The organism is Amycolatopsis nivea (assembly GCF_004522235.1).
Lineage (GTDB): Bacteria > Actinomycetota > Actinomycetes > Mycobacteriales > Pseudonocardiaceae > Amycolatopsis > Amycolatopsis nivea.
Window position 1 is genome coordinate 1 of the sequence record NZ_SDLT01000084.1, and the last position, 12976, is coordinate 12976.

Consider the following 12976-nt stretch of genomic DNA (forward strand, 5'->3'; position numbering starts at 1 on the left):
CTTGACAAACAAAACCCAGGGATGTCTTCACGGACTTCCAGAGGAGAAAGCCACGCAGCCCGCCTCGCCGTCAGCACCGTGCCCGCCCTGACGAGCACCGTTGCAGCACCCCGCCTACCGCCCTACCGAGAAGGCCTCATTGGGCCACAACCCACGCTGCGAGCCCAACGCGACCAACCACCCAAGCCACCCGCACCCCCAACCGCGACGCGCGCACCCAACCAGCCACACGCACCCCGCAACCGCAACGCGCGCACCCGACCGGCCACGCACACCCCTCAAACCGCAGCCCGCGAACCCCACCAGCCACCCGCCACCAAACCGCAGCCAGCGCACCCAACGATCGAGGCACCCAGCCCCTCCCCCGCACCCCGATACGAAGCTCCCCTGCGGTTCGGGGGTGCTTGTCAAGGCATCTTTCCCGCCTTGACAAGCACCCCCGAACCGTCAGCACAATCAACCTTCGGGGTGCCCCACGCAACCAAAAGCCGATGTCGCCGCCAGGNCCGAAAAACCCTCAAATCTCCGGCCGCTCAGCAACCGCCTCCCACAACGCCCCTAACTCATTCAACATCCCGGCGATCTCCCCCCGCCGCTCCTCCGGACACCCCGCAAGCAACGCCTGATCCAGCTTCCGAGTCCGCCGAGTCACCTCGCGAAACGCAGCCAACCCGTCATCCGTCAACGTCAGCACCTTCGCCCGCGCATCATGCGGCGCAGGCCCCCGGGCAATGAGCCCTCGGTTCTCCAACCGCCGGCACACATCAGCCATCGTCGACGTGTCCAGCGCGACCGCCTTGGCCAACGCGGTCTGATCGAACCCGGGATAAGCCCGCACCGCCGACAGCACCGCGAACTGCGGCCCCGTCAGCACCGAGTCGACATGCCGATTCCAAGCCGCCAAATACGCCTGGTACAGCCGTCGAGCCCCGTACCCGGGCGCGGCAGCGAGATCCGTCGGAGCCTCCAGGCTCACCCGCCGCCCCGCCCGCGAGCCGCCTTTCGCTGACCCACCCACTGCTGTCGACATCCCTCGACCTTAACTACGCACCCGCGCCCCAGCAGCCCGTCCGGTCCGCCGGAGCCTGTCCCCGCATCGCCCATAATAGTACGTCCTCGGACTAAGTGCGGTTCAGGCAACGCCGGACGGGTTCCGCGGATTCCGGTCAAACAGGGCAGCCCCACCCATCAGAAAGAGCTGCGCGACCACCCGATCCCACCGTCGCTGCTTCCACGCGGTAGCCAGCAGCCCGCGATGCGCCGCCAGGTGGTCAGCCAGCACGTCGTGACCGAGATTGTGCGCCCGCCCGAAATGCCGGTAGGCCGCACGGAAATCCCGCACCGCCAGCGCGGCCCGCCCCCGGTCCATCTCGCCCTCGTACTCAGCGTCTGCCATCATCTCTCCCCTTACAGCATAGACAAAAACGCGGATTGACGACGGAAAAAGCAATTCGCACAAAGCCGCCACCAGGAACGGAGGAATACCCGGCAGTCGAACGGATCACCGCGGAAACCGCAGGTCACCACTCCGGCCGTGAACTCCCCAGCTCAGGCGTAGTCCTCTCCCACCGCGGCGGGGTCTCGCTCATCCGGATCACCGGCCCGAGGCTCTTCAGGTCGCCGTAGATCGTCCCGTCGTCCACCACCGCGTAACGCTCGAATTCCTCGCGCGAAAGACGACCGGGCGCATCCGCGTAAGAGGTCAGCAATCCCTGCCGCTGCAACAACATCGACGACTGGCACAGCGAAACCCGCACGTGATAAGACCCGCCTTCCCGAGCCCGCCGCGCCAAAGCCAGCATCGCGCCGTAGCTTCCCAGGAAACCGGTGAGGAAATCGCACAGATAAACAGGCGTCAACTGTGGACGGTCGCCTCCCTGAATCACACAAGCACCAGTCACAGCTTGCGCGACCTGATCCCATCCAGCACGCATCCCGAAAGGACCACCGGAACCGAAGCAGTCCACGCTCACATAAACGATCCCCGGACGCAGCGCCGCGAGATCCTCCGGGCCGAAGCCGTGCGCCGACATCCGCCCGGGGCGATAGCCCTCAACGAAAACATCCGCGGTACTGGCCAAAGAACGCAACCGAGCGGCATCGTCCACTGTGGAGTAATCGAGATAAGTGCTTCGCTTGCCATGACTGGTATCCCGGACGAACGGAGCCACCTGAGGAAGATGCGGAGCCGTCACCATCAGCACATTCGCCCCGTGCTCCGCCAAGCTCAACGCGGCAGTAGGCCCAGCCAGAATGCGAGTCAGGTCCAAGACCCGGACGTCCGACATCGGCGAAGCACCCCCAGCGGGCAGCGGAGAAGGAGCACTCTCCCCGATCTTGCTGATCTCGACCACCGGCCGGGAAGCCAGATACGCTCCATGCGGATGCGCGAGCCATTCCTCCGGCGTCCGCACGACTCCCCCGCAGGCGCCAGCGGCGGCGATAGCGTCTTCCAGATCATCGGCCTTCCACTTGGCGACAGCAGCGGCAACCGAGGAAGGCGTCGCCTCGCAATCGAGAACATCCAAAACCCGGCGTTCCAGATGCGGCAGATTGAAATGCGGCAGAAACCACCGTCCATCGGCGGTCGGCCAAGGCTGGGTGAGCGCGACCATGTGCTCAACGGCGGGCGAAAGCGGTGCAGGGCGATATTCGCCGGAAGCGGAACGGATGAGCGTCATGTCTTCGCCGCCGAGAGCGGTGGCCGCGGCGGCGCGGACATCCACCGCGATCTTCTGCCGACGTCCGGTCCGCAGCTCCCACAGGTCGTTCGCGGCGACGGCGCGGGCGGCGAGTGCGTCGGCGAGGGTTTCGCCGATCCGGAACGGCGACGCGAAAAGCGGGTCCGCGCCGGTGATCGTGACCTCGTCGGCGGCGGGACGAGGGGCGTCGCGCAAGGTCATCAGTTCGTCGAAGGCATCCATTGTCATTTCCTTTCAGGCCGAAGCGACGTCGACCACGATTCGGCCGGTACCGGAACCGGCCAGGAGCGAAGCGGCGGCGTCCTTGGCGTCGGAGAGCGGGACGACCCGCGTCACGGAGTCCACGAGCGCCGGATCGAGCAACTGCGCCAAGCGCTGCCAGGCGGCCTCGCGACGGAGCGGAGGCGTGCGGACCGAGTCGATCCCGAGCAGGGAGACGCCGCGCAGGATGAACGGCAGGACATTGCCGGGGTACTCGGCGCCTCCGGCGAGTCCGCAGGTCGTCGCGACGCCGGAGTGTTGCAGCCCGGCAAGCGCACCGGCGAGGACGGAGCCGCCGACCGCGTCGAGCACGCCTGCCCAGCGTTGTTTGCCCAACGGCTTGCCAGCAGCGGCGAGCTCGGCGCGGTCGAGGACCTGCGCGGCACCCAGTGCGGTGAGTTGCGAGGACAGCTCAGCCGGACGGCCAGTGGCGGCGATGACCTCGTACCGAGCAGCCGCGAGCAGCGCTATCGCGATCGAGCCGACGCCGCCGCCCGCGCCGGTGACCAGGATCGGTCCGGTTTCCGGGGCCAGGCCGTGGCGTTCCAGCGCGAGCAGGCTCAATGCGGCGGTGAATCCGGCGGTACCGATCGCCGCCGCGCGGAGCGGGCCGAGCTGCGCGGGGACGCGGACGAGGTCGTCGCCGTTGACCGCGGCGAGGCCAGCCAGCCCGCCGTGCAGGTCTTCGCCGAGACCAGCGCCGTTGAGCGTGACCACGTCGCCCGCCTGCCAGCGCGGATGCCGCGACGCGAGCACCTCGCCGGTCAGGTCGATCCCGACGACGAGCGGATGCCGCCGGACGACGCCGGGGCGGCCGTGCAGCGCGAGCGCGTCCTTGTAGTTGATGCTCGAGCAGCGCACGCGAACGGTGGTGTCGAGGTCGTCCAGCATCGCCGGGTCGAGGCGGTCGAGCGTCGCTCCCGCGGAGTCGCGCGCGATCCAGCCGGGGAAGGCCGTCATCTCCTGGTCCATGATGTCCACGCTAGAAATCCGGAACCTGACAGGGAAATGCCTGTCACAACGGCACCATGCACGGCGGGCATAGCTGGGTAGGCTGCCCGGCATGGAGGTCGAACTGCGGCATCTGCGCGCGTTCGTGACGGTCGCGACGTGCGGCACGTTCACGGCCGCGAGCCGCGAACTGCTGATCACCCAGCCGGCGCTCACGCGCACGATCCAGCAGCTCGAGGAGTCGGTCGGCACGCGCCTGCTGGAGCGCACGCCGCACGGCGTCGAACCGACCGAGGCCGGCGGCGAGTTGCTCGGGCGGCTGCACGTCGTGCTGCGCGATCTCGACACCGCGCTCGCCGCGGCGGGCGGGAACGCGGGCCTGCGGATCGGGTTCCAGTGGGCGCTGCCGGATCCGTGGGCGAGCGACCTGCTGACCGCCTTCGAAACCGCGACCGGCGCGACCGCCACCCTCCTGCGCCGCGACGACATCGTGGCCGCCCTGCATTCCGGCGACGTCGACGCGGCGCTGGTGCGCGGCGAGATCGACGCGTCCGGGATCAGCGGAACCTTGCTGTTCGAGGAAGACCGGCTCGCCGCGGTCGCCGCGAGTTCGGAGCTGGCGGCGCGCACGGAGCTGGACTGGACCGAACTGGCCGCGCATCCGGTGGTCGTGAACACGGTCAGCGGCGCGACCAGCCCGTTCGACTGGCCGCCGGAAAACCGGCCCGCGCAGGTGATCCAGTGCGGCAGCTACGACGAATGGCTCACGATCATCGCCTCCGGCCGGGCTGTCGGATCGACCACCACCTCGGCCGCGGAAGCGCACACCCACGCGCGCGTCGCGCACCTCCCGCTGCGGAACGCGCCCCGCGTGGCCCTGCGCCTGCTGTGGCCGACGCGCCGGTCAAGCGATCCGCTGCTGCGCCGGTTCAGCGAACTGGCACATTCCGTTCAGCGAGCGTCGTAGTCCGCACGGGCCTTTTCGATCTTCGCCAAATGCTCGACGCTCCATTCCAGCAATGGCGCGGTCGCTTCGCGGAGGGTCCGGCCCATGACCGTCAGCTCGTAGGAAACGTGCGGCGGCATGACATTGTGGACAGTCCGGGTGAGAATCCCGTCGCGCTCCAGATCCCGCAGCGTCACGGTGAGCATCCGCTGGCTGATCCCCTCGATTTCCCTTTTGAGTTCGGTGAACCGCTTCGGCCCGTCACGCAGCATGCGGACGATCAGCAGCGCCCACTTGTCGCCCACGATCTCCAGGACCACTCGGGTCCGGCACACCTCGTCGGCCATGGTTACCTCCGGAGAACCGGGGCACTAATTAGTGCCTTATTGCCCGCCGCGCTGCGGACGATCACGATGGTTCTCAAACAGTACCGGGTTACTTCCGGTAACCGCAAAACCGAGGAATCCTGACTATGACTACGTTTGTGCTGGTGCACGGCGCGTGGCACAGCGGCCGCGCCTGGGACCGGGTCGTCCCGCTGCTGGAAGCTGCCGGGCACCGAGTGCTCGCGCCCTCGCTGACCGGCTACGGCGACAAGAAGCACCTGCTCAGCCCCGAAATCGGGCTCGACACCCACGTCCAGGACATCGTGGACCTGCTCCGCGGCGAAGAGGACGTGGTCCTGGTCGGGCACAGTTATGCCGGGCTGGTCATCTCGTCGGCCGCGAACGAGATGCCGGACCGGGTCGCGGAGCTGGTCTACCTCGACGCGATGGTGCCCGAGGACGGCGAAACCGCGGTCGACGTCCAGCCGGTGAGCCAGCGCCTGATCGAACTCGCCCAGCAGCACGGCGACGGCTGGCGCGTCCCGCCGCTGCCGGAGCGGCCCGCGCCGTTCGGGCTGTTCGGCGTCACCGACCCGGACGACGTCGCCTGGGTGCGCGGAATGCTCTCCGACCAGCCGGTCCGCTGCCTGCAGCAACCGGTGCGGCTCGACAATCCGGCCGCGCGAGCGATCCCGCGCACGCACATCCACTGCGTCGGCACGACCCCGGAGGGCATCATCCGCCGCCCGGTCCCCGCGATCCAGCCGAACGGGACGCCCGCGCAGGTGTGGGAGCTGCCGACCGGGCACGACTGCATGGTGACGATGCCGGTCGAGCTGAGCGAACTGCTGCTGAAGCTCGCCTAGTCCGGACGGTCGAGTGCTCACCGGGCAAACTTGCCCAGTGGGCACTTTTATGGCTACCTTGGGAGCACAGCACCCGGGGGAAGGACGTCCAGCCATGCCGAAAACCGCCGTGCCGGAAGAAACGAGCCCGTTCACCCGGCGCGTCAAGATCGGCATCGCCGGGGCGTTGTCCGGCATGGCGCTGGGCATGCTCGACAGCTACATCGTCGCCACCGCGCTGCCGAGCATCGCCGCGGACCTCGGCGCACCGGGGTCGATGACCTGGATCATCACCGCCTACGCGCTCGCGATCGCCGCGTCGACCCAGGTGTGGGGCAAACTCAGCGACCAGTTCGACCGCAAGGCGATGTTCCTGCTTGCGGTCGCCGTCTTCCTGGCCGGATCCATGCTCTGCGGACTGGCCCCGACGATGGGCGCGCTGATCGGTTTTCGTGCACTGCAAGGCATCGGGGCCGGCGGGCTGCTCGTCGGGGCGATGGCGATGGTCCAGGTTCTGGTGCCGCCCAAGGAATCCACGCGGATCTCCAGCTGGACCGGCCTGCTGCTGGGCCTCTCCCTCGTCGGCGGCCCGCTGGCCGGCGGCTTCCTCACCGACGCGCTCAGCTGGCGCTGGATCTTCTACGTCAACGTCCCGTTCGGACTGTTGTGTCTCATCGGGACAGTCGTCGGGGTCCAGCTGCCGGCGAAAAGCGGGAAAGCACGCATCGATTACGGCGGAACGGTTCTGCTGGTCGCCGCGGTCGTCTGCCTCACCTTGGCGACCAGCTGGGTCGGCACCCGCTACGCTTGGAACTCGCCGACGATCCTCGGCCTGTGCGCGGCCGCGGTCGCCGCGCTGACCGCGTTCGTGTTGGTGGAACGCCGCTGTCTCGAGCCGCTCGTCCCGTTCCGGATGTTCCGCACTCGCAACTTCGCGCTCGCGCAGGTGCTCGGCTTCGCCTTCAACGTCACCATGGTCGCCACAGTCACTTTTCTCCCGCTGTACTTCCAGAACGCGCGCGACGTGCCGCCGTCGCTCAGCGGGCTGCTGCTGATCCCGATGACCGCCGGGATGGTCGTGGTGATGAACGCGAGTTCGAGATATCTCCGCCGCACCGGCCGTTTCCGGATCCTGCCGATCATCGGCAGCGCCTGCGTCGCCGTCGGGATGGCCGGGGTGTGTTTCCTGGGACCGGACACCGATCCACTGCTCGCGTCGCTGACCGGACTGCCGCTCGGGGCCGGGCTCGGCTGCCTGATCCAGAACACGATCCTGATCATCCGGCTGAGCGTCGAACCCCGAGACCTCGGCGCGGCCCTCGGCCTGGGCTCGCTGACCCGGACCCTCGGCAGCGGCATCGGCGCGGCCCTGTTCGGCTCGCTGTACGTCGGCGCGCTGACCCGAGACACCACACCGGCCGCGGTCGCCAACGGCCTGCACGCGGTCGCCGGTGCGACGCTCGTCGTCGCGCTGCTCTCCCTGGCGGCCGCGTGCTTCGTCCGCGAAGTCCCGCTCACCGACCGCCCCGCACCGCGCTGACCTGCGGATTCCAGCGGCGCTCCAGACCCGTTCCATACCTTCCCGGCAGCGTCCTCCACGGTGCGTCGCGTCCGCCGGGAGGGTGGGACCGAGGCCAAGGGGGACGAACCGGCCGGGCCAGACCCTCCCGGCCGGTTCGGGCAAGGGCGGTCGCAACCCCAGGCTCCGCCCTTGCCCGCTCTTCACCGCTCGCGGCGGGTGCGAGGGCGCGATTTCGCTCGTTGCACCGCCTTGATCGCCACGATCCCGATCGCAACGCCGCCCGCAACGCCGCACTTCCGCTCGCGACACTGCCCCGAGTGCCGCACCGCCCCGATCGCCATTCCGATCGCCGTGCCACCCCGGCTGCCTCGATCCCGATCGCCGCATCGCCCGATCACCGCGCCGCGGCGTGGCGGCGTGGCCGTGGTAGCGGCGTGACTGGCCGGAGTAGTCGGAGCGGCCGGGATGGGGCCGAGCCAGCCACGGCCGTCACCGCGTGCTCCCCTGGGCAGTTCCCGTCCGCCCCGATTCGCCTCGGCCGCCACCCGAGTCAGCCGACCGCGCGCTCCAGCAACACCTCCGCAGCCGCACGGGCATGACGGCCGTAGCCTGGATCGCCGAGAACCATCGCTCGGCTCGCCGCTCCGTCGGCCAGCGTCACCAGTTGCTCGGCGAGCGCGGTGGGATCGGCGGCCCCCAGCTCCGAAACCAGGTCGGTGACCAGCCGGAGCATCAGCAGTTTCTGCTCCCGCGCGTACGCGTGCACCGCACTGGCCGGGTCGGGATACTCCGCCGCCGCGTCCACGAACAGGCAGCCGCGCACCGGTTCGGCGTCCGGCAGGTCGAACATCGCCAGGAGCCGTTGCCGCGCAGGGAGATCCGCTCGGGTCAGCACGTCGTGCAGGGTGTCGCCGGAGCTGACGAGGTCGCGCAAGTAGGCGACGACCAGATCGTCCTTGACCGGGAAATGCAGGTACAGCGTCCGCTTCGACACCGGGGCCGCGGCGGCGACCTGCTCCATCGTCGTGCCGGTGATGCCCTGGCGGGCGAACAGGTCCGCGGCGGCCGCCAGCACGCGTTCGCGTCCGCCGCGACCGGCCCGGCGGGCCTTCTCCTCGACCATGCGGCCAAGTGTACAGAAACGTTTACTTAAGCCTCCGCGGCCTGCTACCGTGCTTAGATACACGAGAACGTTTACCTAAGGAGCACCCCCGATGCCCGAACTCGCCGACGCCGCCGCGACCCTGATCCGCGGGCGGCGCGCGACCCGGTCGTTCCGGCCCGATCCCGTTCCGGACGGCACCCTGCGCGAGATCTTCGACCTCGCCGCCGCGGCACCGTCCAATTCCAATGCGCAGCCGTGGCAGGTCGAGGTCGTCAGCGGAGCCAAGCGAGACGAACTCGCCGACGCGCTGGTCGCCGCACACCAGCAGGGCCGCCGGTCGGTCGATTTTCCGTACAGCGAAGCCATTTACGAAGCCGTGCACCAGAAGCGCCGAGCCGCGGCGGGTGGCGCGTTGTACGGCGCGCTGCGGATCGGTTTCGACGACCACGACGCGCGCGCCGCCTACGACGCCGAAAGCCTGCGCTTCTACGGCGCCCCGCACGTCGCGCTGCTGTTCGCCCCGGACACCGCCGAAGCCCGGCTCGCGGCGGACGTCGGGATGTACGGGCAGACCTTGCTGCTGGCCATGCAGGCGCACGGAGTTTCCAGCTGCCCGCAAGGATTGCTGAGCTTCTACGCGGACACGGTCCGGGAAACGCTCGGCCTCGACCGCGGGAAGCTGCTGTTCGGGATCTCCTTCGGGTACGCCGACCGCGCCGCGCCCGTGAACCGGTTCGCCGTCGGACGCGCCCCGCTCGCCGAGACCACCCGCTTCCACGCCTGATCTCGTCTCGACCGGAATCTCCCGAAAAGATTGCCGGGCCGCCGCGCGGGTACTCCGGCCCGGGGAGGTGCCGATGGACGTACCGACACTCGGCGTCGAGGAAGAATTCCTGCTCGCCGCGCCGGACGACGGCCGTCCGCGGCCCGTCGCGGCCGAGGTTCTCGGGAAAGTCGGCCGGCTCGCGGACGGTGCGGCCGTCCATCGGGAACTGCGAGCGACCCAGGTGGAACACGCCACCGGCGTTTGCACGACCGCGGCGCAGCTTCGCGACCAGCTGTGCCGCGGCCGGCTGGCGTTGTCCCGCGCCGCGACCGACGCCGGCTGCGCGATCCTGGCCACCGGCAGCCCGGTCGGCCCGCTCCGCTCCCCCGCCGAGCCGCTGCCGCCGGACCGGTACGCGCGGATCGACGCGCACTACGGCGATCTGGCCGCCGATTACGAAGCCTGCGGCTGCCATGTGCACGTCGGAGTCCCGGACGCGGACACCGGGGTAGCGGTCGTGAATCACCTCGCGCGATGGCTGCCGACGCTGCTCGCGCTGTCGGCCAACTCACCGTTCGACCGCGGCCGGGACACCGGGCTCCACAGCTGGAGAATGGCGCTGCAGACCCGTTTTCCCGGCTCCGGCCTCACCCCGCACGCGAGGTCCCACGCCGAGCATTCGCGGCTCGTCGACTCGCTCGTGGAGTGCGGAGCGCTGGTGGATCGCGAGCAGACGTTCTGGCTCGCCTGGCCTTCGCCGCGCTATCCGACAGTGGAGCTGCGGGTCGCCGACGTGCCGCTGACCGTCGACGGCGCGCTCGTTCAGGCAGTCCTCTCGCGGGCACTGGTCGCGACCGCACTCGCTGACCTGGAACGCGGCATCGAAGCAGCCCCGCTCGACACGCAGATCGGTTCGGCGGCGGTGTGGGCGGCGACGCGGCACGGGCTCACCGGCGCCCTCGTCGACCCGGTCCGCGAGAGACCGCTGCCCGCCGCCGAAGCCGTCGCCGATCTGCTCCGCCATGCCGGACCCGCCCTCCGAGCGGCCGGAGACCACGACCTCGCCCACCGGCTCGTCCAAGCCGTGCTGCGGGACGGCACCGGCTCGGCCGCGCAACGGAAAGCCGGGCCGGACGGAGCCGTCGCGATGCTCACCGCGCGCACCGTCCCACGCGTGACCTCGCTCCAGACGGGTACCCGGGGACAATGACGACCTCCCTCACCGCACTGCCGACCGCGCGCGGACCGGTCTCCGCGGCACTGCTGGAAATCCTGCGGGATCCGGCCGTCCAGACCGCGGTCGACCTCCGCGACGCCGACCCGTTCGGCGACGATCTCCACCTCGCCCTGCACCTCTGCTACGAACTGCACTACCGCGGGCTGCCCGGCGTCGACGCGGACCGCGAGTGGGACACCGCGCTGCTGAAAATCCGGGCAGAGCTGGAGAACACGTTCCGTTCCGCGTTGCGCGACGCGGTTCCCGGCGGCTCCGACGTGGACGCCGAACTCGACGAACTGCTGACCGAACGCGACGCCGACGGAGCGGTCGGTTTCCTGCTGGCCGAGGGCGAATGGTGGCATGTCAAGGAACTGTTCGCGCACCGGTCGATCTACCACCTCAAGGAAGCCGATCCGCACGCGTGGGTCATCCCGCGGCTGTCCGGTCCGGCGAAGGCCGGGCTGGTGGCAGTGGAGTTCGACGAGTTCGGCGGCGGCCGCGCCGACCGGGTGCACGCGAAGCTGTTCGCGGACCTGCTCGCGGCGGCGGACCTGCCCGACGGGTACCTGGCGCTGCTGGAGCACGTTCCGGGGCCGATGCTCGCGCTGGTCAACATGATGTCGATGTTCGGCCTGCACCGGGCGTCGCGCGGGGCGCTGGTCGGGCACTTCGCCGCCGCGGAGATCACCACCGCCCCGGGCACGCAGCGGATGGACCGGATCCTGCGCCGCCTCGGCGCGCCCGAAGCCTGCCGGTTCTTCTACACCGAACACATCGAGGCCGACGCGGTGCACGAACAGGTCATGCGGCACGACGTCGTGGGCGGATTGCTCGCCGCGGAACCGGAACTGGCGGCGGACGTCGTGTTCGGGATCCAGGCGACCGGGTTCCTGGAAGCACAACTCGACCAGCACCTGCTCGGCTGCTGGCAGGACGGGCTGTCCTCGCTGCGCCAGCCGCTGCCCTGAGAGCAACGGCCTGGTCGCGCACCCGCGACCAGGCCGCCGCAGGGGTCAGCCAGTGCCGCGGACCCGCTTGCGATGACTCGCGTCGCACCACGGAAACCTCTTGCTGCGCCGGCAAGCGCACACCGCGACGACGAACCGGTCCGACCGCGCCGTGTCCCCGTCCGGAGTGGACACCTCGACCGGCCCCTCCACCAGGACCGGCCCGCCCGGCACCACCCGGACCCGGCGTTCATCGCGCGGCACGGAGCACCACCAGTTCCTCCGTGCGGTCGCCGGGCCGCACGAAACCGCGTTCGATCAAGAACTCAAGGCGTCCGGAGACCACCGGTCCGAACGGCACTTCCGCACGCGCCAGCACCTCGCTGCGCAACCCTCCGGCAGCCAGCGCGAACCGGGTTTTGTCCACATCGGACATCGTCGACTGCACCAGGTACAGCGCACCAGTACGGGTCAGCAGCGAAGGAGCGGCAGCGCACAACGGGTCCAGCATCGCGCGACCGTCCGGCCCCGCGTCCCACGCGCGAGTCGAGCGGACGGTCGGCGTCGGCGAAGGCACGTACGGAGGATTGGCGACCACGACGTCGTACGGTCCGGCTTCGACGGTTTCCTCAAGCCCGCCGCGGAGCAGTCCGATCGGGAGCGCGCGCAGCACGGTGTTCATCCACGCGGAAGCCAAGGCCCGCATGGAGATGTCCGCCGCGACGACCGCGGCTCCGGTCCGGGCCAAGGCGATGGCCAGTGCACCGCTGCCGGTTCCCACGTCCGCGCACCGCATTCCGCACCCGATGCGCGTGTCCGCCATCAACACGCTCGAAAGCAAGGCGGTGTCCTCTTGCGGACGGTAGACCCCCGGCAGCCGGAATACTCTGCCCAGCGGCCGGGCCTCCGTTTCAGTGCGCACAGACGTCGTCATGGCGGTCCTCCATCTCGGTCGGGCCGCCGGGATACCCCCGTCCGGTCGGGCCAAACCGCGATTTCCGCCGCACCGCCCCGAAAACGGCCGGTCACCCGGGCGCGTGCCGGTAGCAGCACTGCTCGACGATCTCCCCGTCGCCGTTGGCCTTGGGCTCGCCGTGGACGTAATGGCCGACCCCGCGCGCCCGCGCCATTTCCCGGCCCACCGACACCGCGTCCGCGCGGCGCGCCGCGGTGTTCGCCACCCGCCGGATCCCCTCGATCCGGTTCTTCCACAGCCCGCCCTCGCGACTGGTGTGAATGTCCCCTTCGGCCATCCCGCGCCTCCTTCCGCCTCGCCCGCCGGGTACCCGATGCCCCCGCGGGCAACCGGGTTGCCGGGGCCGCCACCGGGTACCCGAACCGGGAACGGAAGGAGCTTCTCAATGAAGTTGTCAAGCCGCCGCGGTG

General features: G+C 69.8%; 15 protein-coding genes. 6 read left to right on the forward strand and 9 right to left on the reverse strand.

Annotated features, from left to right (window positions below; genetic code table 11):
* Positions 1–517: 517 nt before the first annotated feature.
* From EIZ44_RS43840 to EIZ44_RS43855, 4 genes are all read right to left on the reverse strand, one after another.
* A complete protein-coding gene (locus EIZ44_RS43840; RefSeq protein WP_134734558.1) occupies positions 518–1018 on the reverse strand; it encodes a MarR family winged helix-turn-helix transcriptional regulator in 501 nt (166 codons plus the stop codon).
* Positions 1019–1132: 114 nt separating this feature from the next.
* Entirely contained in the window at positions 1133–1396 is a 264-nt protein-coding gene (locus EIZ44_RS43845) for a DUF3703 domain-containing protein (RefSeq protein WP_167754477.1), read from the reverse strand.
* 124 nt (positions 1397–1520) lie between these two features.
* On the reverse strand, positions 1521–2924 hold the full coding sequence (locus EIZ44_RS43850) for a CoA transferase (protein ID WP_240691571.1): 1404 nt from the start codon (positions 2922–2924) through the stop codon (positions 1521–1523).
* A gap of 12 nt (positions 2925–2936) precedes the next feature.
* Positions 2937–3935 carry an acrylyl-CoA reductase family protein gene (locus EIZ44_RS43855; protein WP_205673498.1) on the reverse strand — a complete coding sequence of 333 codons (999 nt, stop codon included), beginning with the start codon at positions 3933–3935 and terminating at the stop codon, positions 2937–2939.
* A gap of 91 nt (positions 3936–4026) precedes the next feature.
* Here EIZ44_RS43855 and EIZ44_RS43860 point away from each other — a divergent pair, with 91 nt between their 5' ends.
* Positions 4027–4881, forward strand: a complete 855-nt coding sequence (locus EIZ44_RS43860; RefSeq protein WP_134734550.1) for a LysR family transcriptional regulator — start codon at positions 4027–4029, stop codon at positions 4879–4881.
* On the opposite strand, the gene EIZ44_RS43865 is transcribed toward EIZ44_RS43860, so the two are convergent.
* Positions 4866–5207 carry a winged helix-turn-helix transcriptional regulator gene (locus EIZ44_RS43865; protein WP_037813190.1) on the reverse strand — a complete coding sequence of 114 codons (342 nt, stop codon included), beginning with the start codon at positions 5205–5207 and terminating at the stop codon, positions 4866–4868. The genes EIZ44_RS43860 and EIZ44_RS43865 overlap by 16 nt on opposite strands.
* 125 nt (positions 5208–5332) lie before the next feature.
* Here EIZ44_RS43865 and EIZ44_RS43870 point away from each other — a divergent pair, with 125 nt between their 5' ends.
* Positions 5333–6052 (forward strand): alpha/beta fold hydrolase, encoded by a 720-nt coding sequence (locus tag EIZ44_RS43870; protein ID WP_043833983.1) that lies wholly within the window; start codon positions 5333–5335, stop codon positions 6050–6052.
* Positions 6053–6146: 94 nt separating this feature from the next.
* Positions 6147–7571: an MFS transporter gene (locus tag EIZ44_RS43875; RefSeq protein WP_167754478.1), complete on the forward strand. Its 1425-nt coding sequence runs from the start codon at positions 6147–6149 to the stop codon at positions 7569–7571.
* Between the two features lie 532 nt (positions 7572–8103).
* Here EIZ44_RS43875 and EIZ44_RS43880 read toward each other — a convergent pair.
* A complete protein-coding gene (locus tag EIZ44_RS43880; RefSeq protein WP_134734552.1) occupies positions 8104–8676 on the reverse strand; it encodes a TetR/AcrR family transcriptional regulator in 573 nt (190 codons plus the stop codon).
* A gap of 91 nt (positions 8677–8767) precedes the next feature.
* Between EIZ44_RS43880 and EIZ44_RS43885 the strand changes: the two genes are divergently transcribed.
* The 3 genes from EIZ44_RS43885 (at position 8768) to EIZ44_RS43895 (ending at position 11611) form a co-directional block, all read left to right on the forward strand.
* Positions 8768–9442, forward strand: a complete 675-nt coding sequence (locus EIZ44_RS43885; protein WP_134734553.1) for a nitroreductase — start codon at positions 8768–8770, stop codon at positions 9440–9442.
* Positions 9443–9515: 73 nt separating this feature from the next.
* On the forward strand, positions 9516–10634 hold the full coding sequence (locus tag EIZ44_RS43890; RefSeq protein WP_134734554.1) for a carboxylate-amine ligase: 1119 nt from the start codon (positions 9516–9518) through the stop codon (positions 10632–10634).
* Positions 10631–11611: an iron-containing redox enzyme family protein gene (locus tag EIZ44_RS43895; protein WP_134734555.1), complete on the forward strand. Its 981-nt coding sequence runs from the start codon at positions 10631–10633 to the stop codon at positions 11609–11611. Before EIZ44_RS43890 ends, EIZ44_RS43895 begins: the two co-directional genes overlap by 4 nt.
* Before the next feature lie 45 nt (positions 11612–11656).
* On the opposite strand, the gene EIZ44_RS43900 is transcribed toward EIZ44_RS43895, so the two are convergent.
* The 3 genes from EIZ44_RS43900 to EIZ44_RS43910 all read right to left on the reverse strand — a co-directional run bounded on the left by EIZ44_RS43900 (position 11657) and on the right by EIZ44_RS43910 (position 12843).
* Complete coding sequence (locus tag EIZ44_RS43900; RefSeq protein WP_134734556.1) at positions 11657–11854, reverse strand: CDGSH iron-sulfur domain-containing protein; 198 nt, start codon at positions 11852–11854, stop codon at positions 11657–11659.
* On the reverse strand, positions 11841–12524 hold the full coding sequence (locus EIZ44_RS43905; RefSeq protein WP_134734557.1) for a methyltransferase: 684 nt from the start codon (positions 12522–12524) through the stop codon (positions 11841–11843). The genes EIZ44_RS43900 and EIZ44_RS43905 overlap by 14 nt, the downstream gene beginning before the upstream one ends.
* 91 nt (positions 12525–12615) lie before the next feature.
* Positions 12616–12843 carry a DUF2188 domain-containing protein gene (locus EIZ44_RS43910; protein ID WP_037813210.1) on the reverse strand — a complete coding sequence of 76 codons (228 nt, stop codon included), beginning with the start codon at positions 12841–12843 and terminating at the stop codon, positions 12616–12618.
* Between the last annotated feature and the right edge of the window lie 133 nt (positions 12844–12976).

What these genes read in the sequence shown, in the direction of transcription:
- EIZ44_RS43910 (WP_037813210.1), bottom strand. Translation starts at nt 12,843, where the DNA reads ATGGCCGAAGGGGACATTCACACCAGTCGCGAGGGCGGGCTGTGGAAG.
- EIZ44_RS43905 (WP_134734557.1), bottom strand. Translation starts at nt 12,524, where the DNA reads ATGACGACGTCTGTGCGCACTGAAACGGAGGCCCGGCCGCTGGGCAGA.
- EIZ44_RS43885 (WP_134734553.1), top strand. Translation starts at nt 8,768, where the DNA reads ATGCCCGAACTCGCCGACGCCGCCGCGACCCTGATCCGCGGGCGGCGC.
- EIZ44_RS43855 (WP_205673498.1), bottom strand. Translation starts at nt 3,935, where the DNA reads ATGGACCAGGAGATGACGGCCTTCCCCGGCTGGATCGCGCGCGACTCC.
- EIZ44_RS43860 (WP_134734550.1), top strand. Translation starts at nt 4,027, where the DNA reads ATGGAGGTCGAACTGCGGCATCTGCGCGCGTTCGTGACGGTCGCGACG.
- EIZ44_RS43850 (WP_240691571.1), bottom strand. Translation starts at nt 2,924, where the DNA reads ATGGATGCCTTCGACGAACTGATGACCTTGCGCGACGCCCCTCGTCCC.
- EIZ44_RS43865 (WP_037813190.1), bottom strand. Translation starts at nt 5,207, where the DNA reads ATGGCCGACGAGGTGTGCCGGACCCGAGTGGTCCTGGAGATCGTGGGC.
- EIZ44_RS43880 (WP_134734552.1), bottom strand. Translation starts at nt 8,676, where the DNA reads ATGGTCGAGGAGAAGGCCCGCCGGGCCGGTCGCGGCGGACGCGAACGC.
- EIZ44_RS43875 (WP_167754478.1), top strand. Translation starts at nt 6,147, where the DNA reads ATGCCGAAAACCGCCGTGCCGGAAGAAACGAGCCCGTTCACCCGGCGC.
- EIZ44_RS43870 (WP_043833983.1), top strand. Translation starts at nt 5,333, where the DNA reads ATGACTACGTTTGTGCTGGTGCACGGCGCGTGGCACAGCGGCCGCGCC.
- EIZ44_RS43845 (WP_167754477.1), bottom strand. Translation starts at nt 1,396, where the DNA reads ATGGCAGACGCTGAGTACGAGGGCGAGATGGACCGGGGGCGGGCCGCG.
- EIZ44_RS43895 (WP_134734555.1), top strand. Translation starts at nt 10,631, where the DNA reads ATGACGACCTCCCTCACCGCACTGCCGACCGCGCGCGGACCGGTCTCC.
- EIZ44_RS43890 (WP_134734554.1), top strand. Translation starts at nt 9,516, where the DNA reads ATGGACGTACCGACACTCGGCGTCGAGGAAGAATTCCTGCTCGCCGCG.